Genomic DNA, 19445 nt, shown 5'->3' with positions numbered 1-19445 from the left:
CCTACTGGTTCTGGTCATCGAACAGCTCGCTCACGGACTGGTCCTCGAAGATCGCCCGCATCGTGCTCGCGACGATCGGCGCGATCGAGACCACCTCGATCTTGTCGGAAACCCCCTCGGGGATCGGCAGCGTGTTGGTGACGACGACCCGGTCGATCGGGCTCGCGTCGATCCGCTCCAGCGCCGGACCCGACAGCACCGGGTGCGTCGCGAGGGCGAGAACCTTCCGCGCGCCCCGCTCCATGAGCGCCTCGGCCGCCCCGCAGATCGTCCCCGCGGTGTCGATCATGTCGTCGACGAGCGCGCAGACCTTGCCCTCGACATCGCCGGTCACCGCGAGGGTGCGCGCGACGTTGTGTCCCGTGCGCGTCTTCGCGAGGTAAGCCGGCGTCGCGCCGGGCAGGTGGGAAAGGAATTTCTCCATGAGGTCGACGCGGCCAGCGTCGGGGGAGGCCACGACCAGCTCCTCCTCGTCGAACCGTCCCCGCAGCCAGTCGACGAGCAGCGGCAGCGCCGTCAGATGGTCGAGGGGCTGGTCGAAGAACCCCTGCAGCTGCTGCGAGTGCAGGTCGACCGAGACCACGCGGTCGGCGCCGGAGACCGTGAGCATGTCCGCGAGCAACCGCGCGGTGATCGGCTCGCGCGAGCGCGCCTTCTTGTCCTGACGCGCGTACCCGAAGAACGGCGCGACCGCGGTGATGCGCTTGGCCGAGGCCCGCTTCGCGGCCTCGATCATGATGCAGTGCTCCATGATGTTCTGGTTGATCGGCGAGCAGTGGGTCTGCACCACGAAGACGTCGCAGCCGCGGATGTTCTCCTGGTAGCGGCAGTAGATCTCCTCGTTCGCGAAGTCGTCGATGGCGACGTCGCCGAGTTTCATGCCGAGATGCTCGGCCACCGCTTCGCCGAGGTCCGGGTAGCCACGGCCGGAGAAGATCTGCATGCGCTTCTTGGTGACGAGCTCCATCAGGCGGGACCTTCCTCGGGGGCTGAGCCGTCCTGACCGTCCCGGTGGCCCGCCCCGTGGCTCGTGCCACCGGCCGTGGCCTGCCGCCGGTCGTGCTTGGCGCGCTTGCGCTCGGCGAAGCCGTCGATGATTCGCTGCTCGGTCCGCTCGACACCGAGCGCCCCGTCGGGCACGTCGGTGGTGATCACCGAGCCGGCGCCGGTGTAGGCCTCGACACCGATACGGACGGGCGCCACCAGCATGGTGTCGCTGCCGACGCGCGCCCGGTCCCCGATCACGGTGCGGTTCTTCTCGAACCCGTCGTAGTTGACCGTCACGGTGGCCGCGCCGATGTTCACGTCCTCGCCGATCTCGGCGTCGCCGATGTACGCGAGGTGCGGCACCTTGCTGCGCGCCCCGATCACGCTGCTCTTGGTCCCGACGAACTCACCCACCTTGGCGCCCGCGGCCAGCCGCGTTCCGGAGCGCAGGTGCGCGTACGGGCCGACGGACGCGCCGGGCCCGATGTTGGCACCGGAGGCAACGCTGTAGGCGACGACCGCTCCCTCCTCCACGCGCGTGTCCACCAGGCGCGTGTCGGGGCCGACCTCCGCGCCGTCGGCGATGCGGGTCGCGCCTTCGAGGTGTGTGCCCGGGCGCAGCAGCGCATCGCGCCCGACCGTCACGTCGGCCTCCACGTACGTGGTCTGCGGGTCGACGACCGTCGCGCCCTCACGCATGACCCGCTCCAGGATGCGGCGGCGCAGCACGGCCCCCGCGTCCGCCAGCTGCACCCGGTCGTTGATCCCGGCGACCTCGTCCTCGGGGGCGAGGGCAGCCCCGACCCCGTGCGGGACCAGCGGCGCGATCACGTCGGTCAGGTACTCCTCGCCCTGCGCGTTCGCGCTCGACAGCGCCGCGAGCTCGGAGGCGAGCCGCCGAGCGTCGAACGCGTAGATCGCCGTGTTCACCTCGGTCACCAGACGCTCGTCGTCGGTCGCGTCCCCGTGCTCGACGATGCGCGTGACCCGGCCGTCGGCGTCCCGGAGCACCCGTCCGTAGCCCGCGGGATCCGCCGCGTCGAAGGTCAGGACGGTCGCGGCGGGATCCCCCGCGTCGAGCACCGGTTCGAGTGTCCGGGCGCTGAGCAGTGGGACGTCGCCGGGCAGGACGATCACGCGGTCGATGCCCTCGAGCGCCCCGTCGTCCACGGCGCAGCGGACCGCGTGGCCGGTGCCTCGCTGCTCGGACTGCAGCACGGTCACGAGCCCCGGGAGTCCGGAGGCCTCGGCCTCGGCCCTGACCTCGTCGGCCTGGTGACCCACGACGACCACGACTCGGTCGAGCCCGAGCGGCCGCAACGCCTCCAGCACCCACCGCAGCATGGTGCGGCCGGCCACCCGGTGCAGGACCTTGGCTCGCTCCGACCGGAACCGGGTGCCCTTCCCGGCGGCGAGCACGACCGCACCACGCCGCCCGGCGTCGTCGGGGGCGGTGCGTTCGGCAGCGGCGTGTTCGCTCACGAGACCCTGACGGGACGGGGACGGTGACGCATGCGGGGGTCGCGCACCTGCGGCGCACCACCGTAACGCTGGGAGGGCAGGGATCGAACCTGCAACTCCGACTCCAAAGGACGGCGTGATGCCATTTCACCACCTCCCACCGGGCGACGGTCGGGACCGTCGTGACGGGCCCCCAACTGTAGCCGACGAACGGGCCGGCTCGATCGCGGCTCGCGCGCCCTCCCTCGTCGGCGGGCATCGTGTCGCCGAGGTCCCGGGCCGGTCCGACCGCCCACGATCATGACGAACGTCCGTGACCGGGGCCCGACGAGGTCGTCGCCTTCAGCTCGGGGCCGCCGGCCGGCGAGGACACCACCACCGGCTCACGGGCGCTGAGATCGCGCACGTCGTCGGCGAGACGACGCGCGTGCTCGGCATCGCTCGCGAGCGCGAGCAGGGTCGGCCCGCTCCCGGACAGCACGGCTCCGAGCGCCCCCTTGTCGAGCAGGGCCTGCTTGCGGTCGGCGAGGGCGGGGCGCAGCGCCACGGCGGCCGGCTCCAGGTCGTTGTGAAGCGCCGCACCCAGCGCCAGCGCGTCCTCGGCCCGTAGGGCCTGGAGCACCGCGTCCGGCTCGACCTCGCTCGGCTCGCAGTGGGCGTCCCACGCACGGTAGACGTCCGGCGTTTCGAGCGGCTCGTGATCGAACACCACGACCCAGTGGAACTGACCGCGGCACAGCACGCGGGCGAGGGAGGTGCCGCGCCCGGTCGCCAACGCGGTCCCCCCGATCACGCAGAAGGGGACGTCGCTGCCGACCTCCTCCCCGAGGTCGCGCAGTCGCTCGCGCGGCAGGCCGCAGCCCCAGAGTTCGTTGAGCGCGACGAGGGCCGCCGCCGCGTCGGCCGATCCTCCCGCCATGCCACCGGCCACGGGGATGCCCTTGGTGAGCTCCAGCAGCGTCCGGGGGTCCCGCTCGCCCTCGGATGCCCCGCCCTCGAGCGCGGCGAGCCCGGCCAGGCGCCCGAGCACGCGTGCCGCGCGGACCGCCAGGTTGGCGTCACCCGATGGCAGGGCCTCGTCGTCGGGCTCGGCGAGTTCGAGGCGCATCCGGTGCCGGGACGCCGGGTGCTGGGACCGTTCACTGGGGCCGACCAGCGTGGCGGTCACGCGGTCGTGGACCGACACGGTCTGCAGCACCGTCGTGAGCTCGTGGTAGCCGTCCGGGCGTGCGCCTCGGACCGCGAGGAACAGGTTGATCTTCGCGGGCACGCGCACGACGCACCGGGACGCCGTCGTGCGATCGGCTGGCACCCGTGGCTTCCTCCCATCGAGGCTCGGGCAGACTGCCCACCGGCGCGTCGTGCCCGCTATCCCGACGCCGGCGGGACCGGGTCGCCGCGATCCGCGCACACCCGCTACAGCGGTGGCCGGTACCGGGTACGGGCGCGACACGGGTCGCGTGCCGCGTGCCGCAAAGCCCCTCGATCGGCATCGTAGGCGCGTCCCTCGGCCCGGGGCAAAGCGCCGGCGTCCTGCGCACGGCCGCCCCGGTCAGGAACGGTCGAGCGCGCGGGCGAGGGCGATCCACGCTTCGAGGTCCAGCTCCTCGGGCCGCGCCGTGGTCGACAGGCCGGCGCGTGCGAGCGCATCCTCGATGTGGGCGGGCCCGCTCCCCTCGCGGGCGAGGGTGTTCCGCAGCCGCTTGCGGCGCTGGGCGAAGCCGGCCTCCACGAGGCCCAGCACGCGATCGCGAGGCACATCGGCGTGCCAGGGCCGCGGCTCGAGCCGAACCGTGACGGAGTCGACATTGGGCTGCGGGTAGAACGCACGCCGGGAGATCGCCGCATCGACGCGTGCAGCGGCATGAGCGGCGACCTTCACGCTCACCGCGCCGTAGCGGGGATGTCCCGCCCGCGCGGCCCACCGCTCCCCCACCTCGCGCTGCACCATCGCGTGCAGTCGGGTGAAGGCACCGCTGGCGAGTGCGCGCAGCAGGATCGGCGTGGCCGCGTGGTACGGGAGGTTCGCGACGAACACCGCCGGCCGCTCCAGCCACTCGCTCCAGTCGATCGTCATCGCGTCAGCGTGAACGACGTCCACCCCGTCGAGACCGGGGAGCACCACCTCGCGCAGCGCGGTGACGAGGCCTCGGTCGACCTCGACCGCCAGTACGTGCGCACCGGCCTCGCGCAGGACGAGGGTCAGGGCGCCGAGGCCCGGTCCGACCTCGACGACCAGGTCCCGCGGACCCACCTCGGCACGAGCCACCAGGGCCCGCACCGTGTTCGCGTCGACGACGAAGTTCTGGCCGCGCCGTCGGCTCGGGGCGAGACCCCGAGCAGCCAGGAGCTCGCGAGTCTGGGCAGCGGTCAATGGCGCGGGCAGCGGGCACCCCGGGTGATCGCGGTCGCGGTCTAGCGCAGCCCCAGCTTGCTCGAGCACGCCGGCCAGGCACCCCAGCCCTCGGACTGCAGCGTGCGCTCGGCGATGGCGATCTGCTGTGCGCGGGTCGCCTGGTGGGCGTTGGGAGCGTACTCGTGCCCGCCGTACCGCGCCCACGTGTTGGCGTGGAACTGCAGACCACCGTAGTAACCGTTGCCGGTATTGATGGACCAGTTGCCGTTCGACTCGCACTCGGCGAGGCGGTCCCAGACACCGGAGCCGGCACCCCCGCCTCCGGTGTTGGACGCCGCGGCCGCGGGCTCGGAGGTCCCGACCTCGACGACCTCGTTGACCGGCTCTGCCACGGACTCGTCGACCACCTCGCGGGCCTCCTCGTCGCCCTCGACGAACACGACCTCCTCGACGATCTCGCGCTCGCCGGGCTGCCCGGACTGCACGACCACCTCATCGCCCCGCTCGCGGTCCTCGGTCTCTCGGCGGACCGTCTCGTAGGCGAGCGCCTCGGTGCGCACCTCCTCGACCGTCTCGGCGCGCGCGATCTCGACGGTGTCGTCCTCGCTCAGCACTTCCTCGGGGTCGGCATCGACCCGGTCGTGCTCGTCGAGTTCGACGTCCTCGACGGCCAGGAACGCCTCGACGGTCCGCGCGGCCGTCTCGACCTCGGCCTCCTCGTCGCCGTCGACGAGGGTCACGGGGATCACCGGCGGATGCGCACCGCGGCTGCCGAGGTCCCGGCTCGACTCGTCGTGGGCCTCGGCCGCCGCGAGAGCGGAGATCCGCTGAGCCTCGGCCTCGTCGTCGCCGATCGACTCATCGATCGGCCCGGCGATCCGGTCGGGGGTGGGCGTGGCCGTGGTCGCGGCGACCGGAGTCCCGTCGTCCCCGGTGGCCGGGGCGACCGCGAACGCCGCGGCCGCGAGCAGAGGCAGCGCGGCGAACATCGTCGCCACGGCGACGACGCGTCGGGACGGCAGGCGTCCACGGGCAGAGCGGAGTTCGTAAAGGTTTGGCATCGGGTAAACGTTACCGAGCGCACATTCCGACCGGAAGCTGACGCCTGGCTAACCGCACACTGTCCTCCGACAGCCGTCGGCGCCCCGAATACCCGAAACGCCTAGCCCGCGGCGTTCGCGGGAGGTGCAAGGAGACCGAACGCGCGTCGCGCGTTCTGGCTCGTCACGCGCCCCATCTCGTAGGTGGTCGTCCCGTGGACGTCGGCGAGCTCCTCCGCGACGAGGGACACGCGAGCCGGCTCGTTGGGTTGACCGCGGTGCGGGTGCGGCGAGAGGTACGGACTGTCCGTCTCGGTGAGCAGGAGGTGGAGCGGCACCACGGAGGCGGCTTCGCGGAGGTCGGGAGCGTTCCGGAAGGTCACGTTCCCGGCGAACGAGCAGTACCAACCCTCCTCGGCGCACCGCTCGGCGAACTCCACGTCGCCCGAGAAGCAGTGCATCACGGTGCGCTCGGGTGCCCCCTCGTCCTCGAGCACCCGTAGGAGGTCCTTGTGGGCCTCCCGGCAGTGGATCACGAGCGTCCGGCCGAGTTCCTTGGCGAGGCGCAGCTGCTCGCGGAACGCCTCCTCCTGGCGCACGGCCGGCGAGTGGTCCCTGAACCAGTCGAGGCCCGTCTCACCGATCGCCACGACCTGGGGGTGTTCGGCCAGGGAACGGAGGTGGCCCAGCACGGCCTCGGTGGCCTCGATCGCGTTGTGCGGGTGGATCCCGACGGAGGCCCAGACACCGTCGAACGCGGAGGCGGTGCCGACGCACTCGGCCGACGAGGCGAGATCGATGCCGACCGTGACGAGGGTGTCGACCCCGTCGGCGCGCGCTCGATCAACCGCCTCACCGGGCGGGATGTCGAGCATCTCCAGGTGGCAGTGGGTATCGGTGTACACGGGTGTCCTTCCCCCGGGCACGGTGGCGCTGACCGCAGCCCGTGCTCCGGCAGCGGGTCAGCGTACCCGCCGGGTCGGGTATCCGCCCAGGGTCGTAGGGCGCCGATTCCGGGCCGACCCATCCCCGGACGGGACGCGGGTCCCCGGCAGGGTGCTCGGCGCCCGGGCCGGGAATGGGGGGTGCTGGGCCGCTCGGTGTCGGCGCGCGGCGGGAAACGCGCCGATACCCGGGCCCGAGGAGCAGGTCTGTTGGCCCACGGCTTCAGTCGATGACCGCGCCGGGCTCGAGAGCGGCATCCGGGTCCGCGTCATCGGCCGCGTCGGCCTCGCCGACCAGTGTGGCGTCCCAGGACCCGTCGGCCATGACCCGTACCTGGCTACCCGTCCATCGACCCTCCTCGTCGACGCGGTCGCCGGGCAGGTGCTCGAGCTCGGCGGGCGGCAGCATGGCCCCGTCCTCGCCCTCTCGCGCCTGGAACGAAGCCGGGAACGACCAGCCCATCAAGCCGTCGCCCATCGCCTCGACCTGCTCGGGAACGGCGAGGATCGCGAGCACCTCGTCGGGATCGACCGCCGCGAGTGCCTCGGGCTCGTCGGTCGCATCCACCAACCCGCCGTCGATCTCGACCTCGAGCCGTTCGGGACCGCGCGCGGGCAGCTCCTCCAGGCGGCCGTCCGTCGCGAGCCGACCGAGCATCCGCCACGTGGACGCCGCCTCGTCGGAGACGTCCGCCGGCAGCAGCTCCTCGTCGAGGTCGCCCGCACCCTCGCGGCCGGGACCCTCGGCCCCGTCGGCGACGAAGCCGGCCCCGCGCCACTCCGCCTCGAGCTCGGTCACCTCGGCCGTCTCGTCGGTGGTCCGGGGCAGCTCCACGTGCCAGACCTCCCCGAGGCCGTCGCCGAGCAGCACATCCCGGCGGTGACGCGTGAGCCAGGCTTGCGCGTCCTCGGCCCGCAATGGCGCCGCCAGCTCGTCGGGCAGCGGGATCTCTCGTGCGTTCTCGGCCCCGAGGAACCCACTGCGGATCACCGGCGTGCCGTTGTCGAGCCCGAGAACGTCGACCTCCTCGACGCGCGGCTGTCCGGTGTCGTGCGGCGCTACCGCCAGTGGCGCCACGCCGTCCAGGTCCACCCGCGTGTCGGATCCGAGCGCGTCCTCGGGCAGGTCGACCGTCCCGTCGGCCTCCCGGTCGACCAGCAGGGCGTGCAGGTGCCCGGAGCTGCCGGCCCCCTCACGCAGGAGGAGCTTCCAGCCGTCGACCCCGCTGACCCAAGCGGCGACGTCGAGGGCAGCCTCGGCGTCGAGCTCCCACTCGCCGAGGTGGTCGGGATCGCCATTGTCCCCGAGCAACCCGTCCACCGGGGCGATGGTGACGACGCTCTGCTCCTCGACCCACGCGAGCTGATCGCCGCCCGGCGAGATCGCGGGCGTACCCGCGCACTGCGCCGGTTCGACGCGCACGCTGCGGTAGTCCTCCGGGCTCGCTGCGCCCTGCACGAGCCGCAGCGTGGCGCAGCCCTCGGGGAGATCGTCGGCCTCCGCTGCGAAGGCACCACCGGGGCTCATCGCGTCGGCGGTCGGCGAGACCGCCATCGGACCGGCGGCGGGCTGCTCCTCCTCGTGCGCGTCGTGCCAGACCTGTCCGGTCCACGTGCTCGCGGTCCAGGCGGCGTCCTCCTCGAGGCCGATCACCGCGGGGGTGCGCTCGACGAGCTCGTCGACGGCGTCGAACGGCGCCAGGGGGTCCGGCTCGGGTTCCTCATCGGGCGGGGGCTGCTCGTCCAGCTCGGGCTCGGGCTCGGGCTCCGGCTCGGGCTGCGGCTCGGGAACCGCCTCGGTCTCGGGCTCCTCGGCGACCTCGGGCGGCTCCTCGTCGGGTTCGTCCGTCCCGTCGTCGGCCGGGGAGTCGGACTCCAGCTCGACCTCCTCAGAGTGCGGCAGGAGCGCCGGCACAGCCATCGCGGCGAACGCGAGCATCGCGACCGCCGCGGTCGCGGGGGCGGTCCACGCCACGACGCGCCGACGACGGATCCGCGCCTCGACCCGGTCCAGTCCCGTGGGGTCCGGCCGCACGACCCGGGCCTCGGAGGCGAGGCTGGCCCGCAGACGCTCCTCGAAGTCCCGCATCAGGCCACCTCCTCCCCCACCATGGAACGGAGGCGTTCGAGGCCCCGCGACACCGCGGACTTCACCGTGCCGACGCTGCAGCCCATCAGGTCGGCGGCCTCGCGTTCGGGGAGGTCCTCGTAGTAGCGCAGCACGATCGCGGTGCGCTGCCGCGAGGGCAGCTGCTGCAACGCCTCGAAGATCTCGTCACGATCGACGACCTGCGTGTCCGGGTCGCGCGGCCCCCGGTCGTCGCCGACACGTCGCTCCGCCTCCCGCCGCTCCAGCGCGAGCCGACGGAACCGCGAGTTCACCTGGTTCACGACAGCGCGTCGAAGGTACGCCCGCGGGTTGTCGATCCTGCCCCGCTGCCAGGCCCGCCAGACCTTGACCATCGCGTCGGCGACCGCGTCCTCGGCGCGATCCTGATCCCCGCAAATCAGGTAGGCGAGCCGGACCGCCTCGTCGTGGTGGGCGGCGAAGATCGCGGTGAAGTCCTCGGTGTCGTCGAGCACCGGTACGGTCGTCGATGTCGTCGTTGGTCGTGGCAGCAGGGTCGTCGCATCCATGGTGGGACCTCCGTCCCCCACGACGCGCAGGTTGCACCGAAGGTTGCCTGTCCGATCGGCACCCGGACGCGGCACGCACCCTACTCCCCCGGACCGCATCGTGGGCCCGAGCGCCGCGCACCGACGCGTCGGGTGCCTACGTCCCGGCCTCCTCGGGCAGCTTGGGAAAGAGCAGCTCGCCGCGCTCGACGGTCGCACCGACCGCCGTGCGCCCGCCGTGCCCGGCGTCGGGGAGGCGCTGGGTCTCCAACGGCTCGTCGGGGCCGAGCTTGTGCCACAGCTTGCCGGCGGCGTCGGGCATCACCGGCGAGACGAGCACCGCGATCACCCGGAGCGCGTCGACGCCCTCGTAGAGCACCCGCGCGAGCCGCGCGGTCTCACCTCGCTTGTTCAGCTGCCACGGCTCGGTCGCCTCGACGTACCGGTTGACCCCGCGCACGAGCACCCACAGATGCTCGAGGCCCTTCTTGAAGGCGAGCTGGTCGAACTCGGCCATCCCTTCGACCGCCGCCTGGCGATCCGCGGCCAGGCGCTCCTCCTCGGGTCCCGGCTCACCGCCGGCCACCGAGGGATCGGGCACCTTGGCGTCGGCGTAGCGGGTCACCATGTTCAGCACGCGGTTGGCGAGGTTGCCGAGCTCGTTGGCGAGGTCGGTCTCGTAGCGGGCCTCCATCGACTCCCAGCTGAACGTCCCGTCCTGGCCGAACGAGATCTCGCGCAGGAAGTAGTAGCGATAGCAGTCCCGGCCGAAGTGGTCGACGAGCTCCGAGGGCTGGATCCCCGTCGCGTTCGACTTGCCCATCTTTTCGCCGCCGACGAGCAGGAACCCGTGCGCGTACACCTGGCGGGGCACCTCGACGCCCGCGGCGATGAGCATCGCCGGCCAGTACACGGCGTGGAAGCGCAGGATGTCCTTGCCGATGAGGTGCACGTCGGCTGGCCAGCGGCGCGCGAACGCGTCGTCGTCCGCGCCGTAGCCGATCGCGGTGATGTAGTTGAGCAGCGCGTCGAACCACACGTAGAAGATGTGGCCCTCGTCCCAGGGGCACGGCACCCCCCAGCTGAACTCCGTGCGGGTGGCCGAGATGTCCTCGAGCCCCGACTCGACGAACGCGCGGACCTCGTTGCGGCGGACGTCGGGCTGGACGAACTCGGGGCGCGAGTCGTACAGCTCGAGCAGCGCCGGGCCGTACTTCGACAGGCGGAAGAACCAGTTCTCCTGCTCGAGACGCTCGACCGGCTGGCGGTGGATCGGGCACTGGTCGCCGTCGACCAGCTCGCTCTCGGAGTAGTACGCCTCGCAGCGGACGCAGTACGGCCCGGAGTAGACCGACTTGTAGAGGTCGCCCTGGTCGTAGAGGCGCTGCATGAACTCCTGCACCCGCGCGGTGTGACGGTCCTCGGTGGTGCGGATGAAGTCGTCGTTGGAGATGCCGAGCAGCTCCAGCATCTCCTTCCACCGGGGGAGGATGTCGTCGCAGTGGGCCTGCGGGTCCAGGCCACGCTCCTCGGCGGCCCGCGCGACCTTTTGCCCGTGCTCGTCGGTGCCCGTGAGCAGGTGCACACGGTCCCCGTTGAGCCGACGCCAACGGGCGAGCACATCGGCGGCCACCGTCGTGTAGGCGTGGCCGATGTGCGGCACGTCGTTGACGTAGTAGATGGGCGTCGTGAGGTAGTAGGTGTCCTTCATCGGCCGTTCTCGCCCTGGTCGGGGTTGCGGCGCGCACACGCCATCGGTCGACGGCGCAGCCACTCGCCGTGAGGTCCGATCCTAGCCCTCGCCCCGGCGCATCGAAGCGGCCGCCAACGGTCAGTTCGAGCCACCACTCGACCCGGCGCTCGCCGCCGACACGGCCGCGGCCGCGGTGATCGCCGCCATCGCCGCCGCGTTGGCCTCGCCGATGGCGTCGGCCACCTCCGAGCTCATCCCCTCCCCCTTGGCGAGCTCCTTGGCTCGCCGCGCCGCGGCACGCCGCTGGCCTCGTGGGACCAGCCGCGCCCGGAGCGTGCCTCCGGCGGGTTCGAGCAGGCCGCCGAGCGCCGCGTCGCGGGGGTCGTCGAGCGGCTCGGACGAGGTGAGCAGCGCACCGGCCCGACGTCGCAGTTCCTCCACCCGCACGCGCTGGGTGACCGGGTGTCGCGTGAGGCGGATCAGCCCGAGGATCTTGCGCTCCTCGCGGCGCACGATGCCCTGGGCGAGGAGATGGTCGAGCACCTCGTCGCGCAGGTCGTTGCGTTGGCCGTACCACCCGACCCAACCCTTGACGTCACGCGACTTGCGGTCGGTGCGGATCCGCTCGAGCACGCCGTCGAGGACGGGATGCCCGGTGTCGCCCTCGCGGGCCTCGACGTGCTTGCCGGTCGCGTCGATCGCCCCCCGCAGGGCGAGGTCGAGGAACGCGGCACCGCCGAGGAGGGCGAGCAGGTTCGCGGTGCCCGTGTTCTTGCCCCGCTCGTCGTCCCAGCCGAGCAGGAGCAGCTCCTCCGGCAGGGAGAGGCGTGTGCCGTCCGTCGGGGAATCGTCCACCATCGCCTCCTTGCCCCCACCCCGCGCGGGACAGCGACAGGGTCCACCGGCACTCTACCGGCGCCCGCGCCGAGAACGAGGAAGGCCGGTCCCGACCGCCGGGCATCAGCCGCGATCGGGACCGCCGGGCGTCAGCCGCGGTCGAGCACGGCCTGGTACACCCGGCGCTTGGGAACCGAGGCGGCGCGGGCGACCTCGGCGATCGCGTCCTTCTTCGTCGTCCCGGTCGCGACGAGCTCGCGGACGCGCGCCACGAGGTCATCGTCGCTCACGTCCTCTCCACCCGGTTCCGGCGCGCCGGCGACGACCACCGTCACCTCCCCCTTCAATCCGGCCTCGGCGCGTTCGGCGAGCTCGGACAACGAGCCGCGCCACACCTCCTCGTGCAGCTTGGTGAGCTCGCGGGCCAGCGCGGCGGACCGCTCCGACCCGAACGCCTCGGCCATCGCAGCCAGGTCGGCGGCCGCGCGGTGCGGGGCCACGTAGAAGACCAGCGTGCGGCGATCGTCCGCGAGCTCGGCGAGCCGGCGGCCCCGCTCGCCGGCCTTCCGCGGCAGGAACCCTTCGACCGCGAACCGGTCGGTCGCCAGGCCCGACAGCACGAGGGCGTGCACCGCCGCGACCGGTCCCGGCACGGCCTCCACCCGCAGACCGCGGTCGACGGCCTCGCGGACCGCGCGCTGGCCCGGATCGCTCACGCCGGGCGTGCCGGCATCGGTGACGAGCGCGACGGTCTCCCCCGCGGCGACACGGTCGAGCAGATGCACCGCGCGACGCGCCTCGTTGTGCTCGTGGTAGCTGAGCAGCGGACGGTCCAGGCCGGCGTGCGCCAGGAGGCGTCCCGTCCGGCGGGTGTCCTCGGCGGCCACGACGTCGGCACTGGCGAGCGCCGCGACCGCTCGGGGCGACAGGTCGTCGAGGTTGCCGATCGGCGTCGCGACGACGACGAGTTGGCCCACGCCGCCTTCGTTCACAGCCACGATCCTCGCCCCTCGTCGCCTGTCACATCGGGAAGAGCACGCTGATGCTCTCCCGATTGTGGATGCGTCGGATGGCCTCGCCGAACAGGGGCGCGACCGAGACGACGTGCACCTTGTCGCTGAACACCACCGGCTGGTTCTCCACCGAGTCGGTGGTGACGACGCGGGTGAGCGGGCTCGCGTCGATGCGCTCCATGGCGGGTTCGGCGAAGACGCCGTGCGCGAGGGCTGCGACCACTTCCTTGGCCCCGCGCCGGTCCAGTTCGGTCGCCATCCCCACCATGGTCTGCGCGGAGATGGAGAAATCGTCCACGATGACCGCCGACCGCCCCTCCACGTCGCCGATGAGGTCGATGATCTCCGCGTGGTCGTCGTGGGCGGCCCGTTCCTTGTCGCCGATGGCCAGCGGCACGCCCAGGTATCGCGCGTAGCGGCGGGCGGTCTTCGCGTAGCCCGCATCGGGGGCGACGATCACCATGTCGTCGAGTTCCAGGCGCTCGATCTCGCCGGCGAGGCTCGGCAGGGCGTGCAGGTCGTCGACGGGCACGGTGAAGAACCCCTGGATCTGCGGCGCGTGCAGGTCGAGGGTGACCATGCGGTCCGCGCCCGCGGCCTCGATCGCGTCCGCGCACACCCGCGCGCGGATCGACACGCGGGGCTCGTCCTTCTTGTCGCCCTGGGCGTAGCTGAAGTAGGGCACGACGGCGGTCACCGACTGGGCGCTGGCCCGGGTGAAGGCGTCGAGCCAGAACAGCAACTCCATGAAGTGGTCGTTGGCGGGGAACACCGTCGACTGGACGATGTAGACCTCCCGGCCCCGCACGTTATCCAGGATCCGGGGGAAGAGGTTGCCTTCCTTGAAGCGCAGCACCTCGCCGGCGCCCTGTGCGATCTGCAGGTAGTCGCAGATCGCCGCCGTCAGCCGAGGGCTCCCCGAGCCACCGAACACGAGCACGTCGTCGGTCGTCACTGACTCTCCCCCGTGGGCGGGCGTCGGACCTGCCGTGAGCCACTTGGACCTGCCGTAACCCAGGGGAGGCGAACGGGTCGAGGTGGCCGGCAACCGGGGGCATCGTACCGGAGGCCCTCCGCGGTCCGTTGCCGCGTACACGCCGTGCAAGCGGGGAACGCTGGACGCTTCCTCGAGCAGAGAGCGAGCATGGACCGCGAGAGCACACGCTGGGTCGACCGCAAGATCGGCCGAGCCCGGGGACTCGTCGACAGCCACGGCAAGGTCTTCCGCGTGATGTGGGTGGCGGTCGGGGTGATCGTCGTCGCCGCGGGCCTCGCGATGACCGTGTTCCCCGGTCCCGTCACGGTGGTGGTCCCGCTCGGGCTCGCGATGCTCGCCGCGGTGTTCGGGTGGGCACGCTGGCTGCTGCTGCGCACCGTCGAGCACGGCACCGAGGCCAAGGAGCGGTTCGACCGCGCGAGCCTCTGGGTGAAGGCGCTGACGGTCGCGGCGTCGGCGGCGATCGCGGCAGCAGTGCTCGCCCTCATGCTGCTCTGAGCCGCCCGATCGGCCTGCATCGACATCAACCGGACTTCTGAGCACAGGTGGGTGGACGCGGCGCCGTGACGCGGGTCACGGGGTCAGTGGAACTCCTGATCGACGAGGCGCTCCAAGACGCCCTGGCACATCGCCGGGCTGAGGAGGGCCACGACGCGAGTCACGTCCGGGTTCTCGGTCTCCATCGGGCTCCACCGACGACGAGGTCATGGCCCTGACAGAGCAGCCGAATCGGTCGCCTCATTGTCACCTGTGTCTGCATCGCATCTCCCTCTCGACGCCCGTAGTCATCGTGATGGCCGCCATCGGGTGCCCGCGATTCAGCGTTCGGCGGGCTCGAACAGCTCGACCACGTTCCCGGCCGGGTCTGCGACGAGCGCCTGCCGGCCGCCCGATCCGGCGACGATCGCGGACCGGAACTGCGCGCCGGCATCACGCAACTGCTCCACGGTCACGTCGAGATCGGTCTCGGTGAGCTGGAAGCGGTTCCAGCCTCCCGGCTCGAGCGTGGTGCCGTCACTCGCGCGGCCGGCACCACCGGCACCGGGGGCGTTCAGCAACAGGCGAAGATCGCCGCGCTGGAGCATCGCGAAGCCCGGCGCCGGGTGCGTTACCACCTCGAACCCGAGGTGATGGCGGTAGAAGGCCACGGCGCGATCGACGTCGTCGACGATGTAGCGAACGCTCACGGGACTCACGATCCGCTCCTCTATCGACTACACTTCGAAACGTGTCCGTTTCACGATAGAACATCAACGTATCAAAGGAAACCCCAGAGGCGAAGGGCAACCCTTGGCGCTACACGACGCGGTGGACCCCCGTGTGACCCGAACCCGGCAGATCGTGCTAGCCGCCGTCCTCGAAGAGCTCGCCGAAGTCGGCCACGGCCAGCTCACGATCGAATCGGTCGCAGCCCGGTGCGGTGTTGGCAAGAGCACCATCTACCGGCACTGGACGGCCGGCAAGCCCCAGCTGATCATCGACGCGATGCACACGCTGAACACCCAGCCGGCACCCGAGCCCGACGGAACCCCTCGCGAACGCATCCAGCAACTGCTGCACCATCTCGGCCACGCCCTCACCGAGAGCAGCCTCGCCCCCGCGATCCCAGCACTGATCGAAGCTGCAGAACACGACCCGGAGCTCCGGGTGCTCCTCGACGGCTACACCAACGACCGCCGGCGCGCGCTCGTGGACGCGATCGCTCTCGGCATCGACGCCGGAGGGATCGATGAGACCATCGATCCCGAACTCGCCGCGCACGCACTGTCTGGCGCCATCCTCTACGCCCGCCTCATGACCTCCACACCCCTGACCGGGAAGTCCATCGACCAGCTCATCACCACCGTGCTCGACCCCTCACCCGAGTGACCCAACACGACCGAGAACGCCTGCAGCGCCACCAAGGAGCGGAGCATGGCGATCTGATAATATGATCCCATGCCTGATGTAAGCGCCACCGAGGCCGCACGGCAGTTCGCCAGCTTACTCGACGCTGTCGAGCAGCAAGGGGAGCACTACACCATCGTCCGCCGCGGCAAGGCGGTCGCCCACCTCGAGCCCGTCGGTCGAGGCCGTGGTGATCAGGTCAAGGCCGCGCTGGTCCGCCACGACCCAGACCCAAGCTGGGCCCAAGACCTGGACGACATCCGCGCGCTGCTGTCGGTGGAGGAACGGCGCTGAGCCTCCTCCTTCTGGACACCACCTTCCTCATCGACGCCGAGCGCCACGCCGCTGACCTCGAGGAGCGCATTAGTGATGACGACGACGTCGCCATAGCTGCGGTCACCGTCGCCGAATTGCTCGTAGGGGTGGCGCTGGCAACCTCCGACCACCACGCTGCCCGCCAAGCGTTCGTGGACGACCTCCTCGACGTACTGCCCGTGCTGCCCTACGACCTGCGCGTCGCGGAGGTCCACTCGAACTTGCTCGCGGCCACCCGTCGGGCGGGGCGCCCCCGCGGAGCGCACGACCTCATCATCGCCGCAACGGCGGCAGCGTCCTCGCGGACGATCGTCACCGCCGACCCCAGCGGATTCGAAGGCCTCCCGGGCATTCCGGTGGCTACCCATAAGCGGCTTGACAGCGCGACCAGCGGCCGGGAAGTCTACCCGATCAATGACTCCGAAAGGCGTTTCCGGTGGAACACCTGAGCGGCGGAGTGAGGGTCAGCCCCAGTGTGACGTTGTCGATTGGACAACAATAAGTGGAGCTGAGGGGACTCGAACCCCTGACCTCCTCGTTGCGAACGAGGCGCTCTGCCACCTGAGCTACAGCCCCGGATGCGCGCCGAATTCGACGCGCCCGTGGAGGCTAGCACCTGACCACCCCGCCGGCACACGAGCCACCACCCTCGGGAGTGCCCGCGTCACGCGTCGGTCGACGGCCCATCGGCACCGTCGGCGGCGCCGTGCCGCGCCAGCGCGTCCCGCAGGCGCTGTTGGAGGGACGCCGTCGTGACATCCCCGCGGGTGCGCTCGACGAGCCCTCGGGCGACGTCGGTGCTCCGGCGCAGTCCGTCGGTGACGGCCTCCGGGAAGTCCACGGTGACGAGCACCTCGTAGATCTCGTCCATCGCCGCGAGGCAGCGGGCCGCCTCGTCCGGCTGGTCCGCGCGGAGCCGGTCAAGCGCGCGACGCCGGAGCTCGCCGACCGTCTCGGCCAGGCCGTTCGACCAGGAGGCGGCACCGATCCGCAGCTCGTCAGGACCCGGCAGCGGGGCATTCGCGATCGCGGCGGCCGTGAGCCGGGCCTCCGCGTACTCCTTCTCGGCGTCGGTGACGAACCCGGCGGTGCGGACCTCGGGATGGTCGCGGGCGGCGTCGCGGGCGGCTGCGAGCTCCTCGGCGCACCGATCGAGCAGCTCGGTGACCCGGTCGTACTCGTCACGGTGCGCCGCGCGGATCGCATCGGCCGCCAGCCTCGTCGCGTCGCGGCTGCGGTCGAGCGCCTCCTCGCGAGCGCGATGCTTGGCGCGCAAGCTCTCGCGGACGTGCTCGGCATGCCCGTCGAGCCCCTCGAGCACCGCCTCCTCACCAGCCCCGCCAGCGTCGCGCGGCTCGCGCGGATCGCTCACCGGGACCCACCCGCGGCGGCGGCCCGCAGCGGCCCGGTGGCGCTCTCCGCGTCCGAGAGCGAGCCGCGTGGCGTCGCCTTGGCGTCGCGCGGATCGTGCGGACCACGCGCCGCGGTTCCGTTGAGATGGGGGGATGGGTCGGGCCCCGGGAGCACGGGCTCGCTCGACGAGTGCTCGCCACTCGGGTAGCCGGCCCCGCCTCGTGCATCCCCCGGCTCCCCCATTCGGGACCGGACGACACGACGACTGCGCTCACGGGCGGTGACGCGGCGCAGCAGCGCGCAGTAGGCGACGAGCGCGAGCCCGACCGCCGCGGTGCCTCCCCAGGCCGGGCCGCCGAGCCACAGACCCGAGACGAGCGTGAGCGCCAGGGCCGTGAGCAGGCCCATCAACGTAACGCGGCGCCGCTCGGTGACCGTGAGCGCACCGAGGCCGCGTCGGTGGTGCGCGGTGGAGGCCCCGCGCCGCCGGCGGCGGAACGCGGCCATGGCTCGCACCCGCCCGGCCGGATTCGCGTGCCGCTCGCCCGCATCCGGGTCGCGCCGGGCCGCGCGCAGCCAGGACACCCGACCCGCGGTCGAGGGCGCCGGCCGAGCGGACGGGGAAGGAGCCCGCCCGACCGACGCGGCCTCGCCCGCAGCCTTGCCGGTGCGTTCCAGCCGGTCGAGGTCGCGGTGGAACCGGGACACCGAACTCGCGGGCGACCCGGCGCGGCGAGCGCGGACGAGCCCGGGCAGTAGGACGACCGCCCATAGCGCGAGCAGCAGGATGATCACCACGACGTTCATCGTGGCGGGCACGATACCAGCTGAATTACAAGGTTCGCGGGAACCGACCACGCGACGTGACCGAGGCCCTACCCGCTGCCCCCGCGACCGTCGTCGTCGGCGTGCTGGTGGCCCCCGCGGTGGTGGTCGCCGCCGGCGAGCTGGTAGAGGGCGTGCGGCAGCACGACCTCGACGGCGGCCAGGTTCTCGACCGCACCGCGCGGCGAGCCCGGCAGGTTCAGCACCAAAGTCCCACGGCAGATGCCGGCCACGCCCCGCGAAAGCATCCCCATCGGGGTGGCCTCGAGCGCCGCAGCCCGCATCGCCTCGGCGAGGCCGGGCACGAGCCGCTCGACGACGTCGAGGGTGCCTTCCGGGGTGTGGTCGTTCGGGTGCAGCCCGGTCCCCCCCGTCGTCACCACGACGTCCGCTCGTCGGCAGGCTTGCAGGATCGCGTCGGCGACGCGTCCGCGCCCGTCGGGGATCACCGTCGGAGCGTCGACCGTGAAGCCGCCGGTGCGCAGCCGTTCGACGAGCGCGGGTCCGGCCTCGTCCGGATAGATCCCGGAGGCCGCGCGCGTCGAAACGGTGATGACCGCGGCCCGGCCGTGTGGCTCCGACGGGCTGTCGTTCCCGGCCTCACCCGGCGTCATCGTCGACCCCCTCGGCGCGCCAGTCGCCACGCGTGCCACCGGTCTTCTCGACCAGGGCGACCTCGCCGATCACGACGCCCCGCTCGACCGCCTTGAGCAGGTCGTAGAGGGCGAGTGCCGCGACGGAGGCAGCGGTGAGCGCTTCCATCTCCACACCGGTCCGGTCCGCGGCCCGCACGTCGACGCTGACCGTCGCCCGTCCCTCGTCGGCATCGACGTCCACCTCGACATCGACGCCCGCGAGCGCGACGTGGTGGCACAGCGGGATCAGGTCAGCGGTCCGCTTGGCCGCCTGGATGCCCGCGATGCGCGCGATCGCGAGGGCATCGCCCTTGGGGAGGGTGCCCTCGGCCAGCCGGGCCGCCGTGTCGGGCCGCATGCGCAGCTCGGCGCGCGCCCGGGCGGTGCGAGCGCTCGCGGGCTTGTCGCCGACGTCGACCATGCGAGCGTGGCCGCGCGCGTCGAGGTGGGTCAGCTCGCCCTCGGGGGTGCGATCCTCGCCCATGG

At 72.2% G+C, this 19445-nt stretch carries 21 protein-coding genes and 2 tRNA genes; 4 read left to right on the top strand and 19 right to left on the bottom strand.

Features of this window, described 5'->3' with window-relative positions; all coding sequences use genetic code 11:
* Nucleotide 1: 1 nt before the first annotated feature.
* The 13 genes from ER308_RS17040 to ER308_RS16980 form a co-directional block, all read right to left on the bottom strand.
* Nucleotides 2-967 (bottom strand): ribose-phosphate diphosphokinase, encoded by a 966-nt coding sequence (locus ER308_RS17040; RefSeq protein WP_131156101.1) that lies wholly within the window; start codon nt 965-967, stop codon nt 2-4.
* Nucleotides 967-2469 carry a bifunctional UDP-N-acetylglucosamine diphosphorylase/glucosamine-1-phosphate N-acetyltransferase GlmU gene (gene glmU, locus ER308_RS17035; protein WP_131156100.1) on the bottom strand — a complete coding sequence of 501 codons (1503 nt, stop codon included), beginning with the start codon at nt 2467-2469 and terminating at the stop codon, nt 967-969. The genes ER308_RS17040 and glmU overlap by 1 nt, the downstream gene beginning before the upstream one ends.
* Nucleotides 2470-2537: 68 nt before the next feature.
* Nucleotides 2538-2608: transfer RNA gene (locus ER308_RS17030), tRNA-Gln, on the bottom strand.
* Between the two features lie 138 nt (nt 2609-2746).
* Nucleotides 2747-3760 carry a 4-(cytidine 5'-diphospho)-2-C-methyl-D-erythritol kinase gene (locus ER308_RS17025; protein ID WP_165492197.1) on the bottom strand — a complete coding sequence of 338 codons (1014 nt, stop codon included), beginning with the start codon at nt 3758-3760 and terminating at the stop codon, nt 2747-2749.
* 240 nt (nt 3761-4000) lie between these two features.
* Nucleotides 4001-4717 carry a 16S rRNA (adenine(1518)-N(6)/adenine(1519)-N(6))-dimethyltransferase RsmA gene (gene rsmA, locus ER308_RS17020; protein WP_240732120.1) on the bottom strand — a complete coding sequence of 239 codons (717 nt, stop codon included), beginning with the start codon at nt 4715-4717 and terminating at the stop codon, nt 4001-4003.
* 146 nt (nt 4718-4863) lie between these two features.
* Nucleotides 4864-5865, bottom strand: coding sequence for a resuscitation-promoting factor (locus ER308_RS22865; RefSeq protein WP_131156098.1), 1002 nt, complete (start codon nt 5863-5865; stop codon nt 4864-4866).
* A 101-nt stretch (nt 5866-5966) separates the two neighbouring features.
* Nucleotides 5967-6749, bottom strand: coding sequence for a TatD family hydrolase (locus ER308_RS17010; protein ID WP_131156097.1), 783 nt, complete (start codon nt 6747-6749; stop codon nt 5967-5969).
* Between the two features lie 262 nt (nt 6750-7011).
* Complete coding sequence (locus ER308_RS17005) at nt 7012-8877, bottom strand: hypothetical protein (protein ID WP_131156096.1); 1866 nt, start codon at nt 8875-8877, stop codon at nt 7012-7014.
* Nucleotides 8877-9425, bottom strand: coding sequence for a SigE family RNA polymerase sigma factor (locus tag ER308_RS17000; RefSeq protein ID WP_165492196.1), 549 nt, complete (start codon nt 9423-9425; stop codon nt 8877-8879). The genes ER308_RS17005 and ER308_RS17000 overlap by 1 nt, the downstream gene beginning before the upstream one ends.
* A gap of 136 nt (nt 9426-9561) precedes the next feature.
* The gene (gene metG, locus ER308_RS16995; RefSeq protein ID WP_131156094.1) at nt 9562-11115 is read right to left on the bottom strand and encodes a methionine--tRNA ligase; all 1554 of its coding nucleotides are present in this window, start codon (nt 11113-11115) and stop codon (nt 9562-9564) included.
* Nucleotides 11116-11235: 120 nt separating this feature from the next.
* Entirely contained in the window at nt 11236-11955 is a 720-nt protein-coding gene (locus ER308_RS16990) for a GOLPH3/VPS74 family protein (RefSeq protein ID WP_131156093.1), read from the bottom strand.
* Nucleotides 11956-12083: 128 nt separating this feature from the next.
* The gene (gene rsmI / locus ER308_RS16985) at nt 12084-12932 is read right to left on the bottom strand and encodes a 16S rRNA (cytidine(1402)-2'-O)-methyltransferase (RefSeq protein ID WP_205745690.1); all 849 of its coding nucleotides are present in this window, start codon (nt 12930-12932) and stop codon (nt 12084-12086) included.
* A 22-nt stretch (nt 12933-12954) separates the two neighbouring features.
* Nucleotides 12955-13902: a ribose-phosphate diphosphokinase gene (locus ER308_RS16980; protein ID WP_131156092.1), complete on the bottom strand. Its 948-nt coding sequence runs from the start codon at nt 13900-13902 to the stop codon at nt 12955-12957.
* A 189-nt stretch (nt 13903-14091) separates the two neighbouring features.
* On the opposite strand from ER308_RS16980, the gene ER308_RS16975 reads away from it, so the two are divergent.
* Complete coding sequence (locus ER308_RS16975) at nt 14092-14442, top strand: PGPGW domain-containing protein (protein ID WP_131156091.1); 351 nt, start codon at nt 14092-14094, stop codon at nt 14440-14442.
* A gap of 320 nt (nt 14443-14762) precedes the next feature.
* On the opposite strand, the gene ER308_RS16970 is transcribed toward ER308_RS16975, so the two are convergent.
* Complete coding sequence (locus tag ER308_RS16970) at nt 14763-15140, bottom strand: VOC family protein (protein WP_131156090.1); 378 nt, start codon at nt 15138-15140, stop codon at nt 14763-14765.
* Nucleotides 15141-15264: 124 nt separating this feature from the next.
* On the opposite strand from ER308_RS16970, the gene ER308_RS16965 reads away from it, so the two are divergent.
* The 3 genes from ER308_RS16965 to ER308_RS16955 all read left to right on the top strand — a co-directional run bounded on the left by ER308_RS16965 (nt 15265) and on the right by ER308_RS16955 (nt 16595).
* Complete coding sequence (locus ER308_RS16965; RefSeq protein ID WP_205745689.1) at nt 15265-15813, top strand: TetR/AcrR family transcriptional regulator; 549 nt, start codon at nt 15265-15267, stop codon at nt 15811-15813.
* A gap of 69 nt (nt 15814-15882) precedes the next feature.
* On the top strand, nt 15883-16125 hold the full coding sequence (locus ER308_RS16960) for a type II toxin-antitoxin system Phd/YefM family antitoxin (RefSeq protein WP_131156088.1): 243 nt from the start codon (nt 15883-15885) through the stop codon (nt 16123-16125).
* On the top strand, nt 16068-16595 hold the full coding sequence (locus tag ER308_RS16955; protein ID WP_205746041.1) for a PIN domain-containing protein: 528 nt from the start codon (nt 16068-16070) through the stop codon (nt 16593-16595). Before ER308_RS16960 ends, ER308_RS16955 begins: the two co-directional genes overlap by 58 nt.
* A 54-nt stretch (nt 16596-16649) precedes the next feature.
* Here the strand turns inward: ER308_RS16955 and ER308_RS16950 are convergent.
* The 5 genes from ER308_RS16950 to moaC form a co-directional block, all read right to left on the bottom strand.
* A tRNA-Ala gene (locus ER308_RS16950) sits at nt 16650-16722 on the bottom strand.
* A gap of 88 nt (nt 16723-16810) precedes the next feature.
* Entirely contained in the window at nt 16811-17518 is a 708-nt protein-coding gene (locus ER308_RS16945; protein ID WP_205745688.1) for a translin family protein, read from the bottom strand.
* On the bottom strand, nt 17515-18306 hold the full coding sequence (locus ER308_RS16940) for a hypothetical protein (RefSeq protein ID WP_131156086.1): 792 nt from the start codon (nt 18304-18306) through the stop codon (nt 17515-17517). Before ER308_RS16940 ends, ER308_RS16945 begins: the two co-directional genes overlap by 4 nt.
* A 68-nt stretch (nt 18307-18374) precedes the next feature.
* Nucleotides 18375-18938 (bottom strand): MogA/MoaB family molybdenum cofactor biosynthesis protein, encoded by a 564-nt coding sequence (locus tag ER308_RS16935; RefSeq protein ID WP_131156085.1) that lies wholly within the window; start codon nt 18936-18938, stop codon nt 18375-18377.
* Nucleotides 18925-19443 carry a cyclic pyranopterin monophosphate synthase MoaC gene (gene moaC, locus ER308_RS16930; protein WP_131156084.1) on the bottom strand — a complete coding sequence of 173 codons (519 nt, stop codon included), beginning with the start codon at nt 19441-19443 and terminating at the stop codon, nt 18925-18927. The genes ER308_RS16935 and moaC overlap by 14 nt, the downstream gene beginning before the upstream one ends.
* Nucleotides 19444-19445 lie beyond the last annotated feature (2 nt).

It is taken from the genome of Egibacter rhizosphaerae, assembly GCF_004322855.1.
Classification (GTDB): Bacteria; Actinomycetota; Nitriliruptoria; order Euzebyales; family Egibacteraceae; genus Egibacter; species Egibacter rhizosphaerae.
The sequence above is the reverse complement of the archived record's forward strand: the minus strand, read 5'-3'. Positions and strand labels throughout refer to the sequence as shown.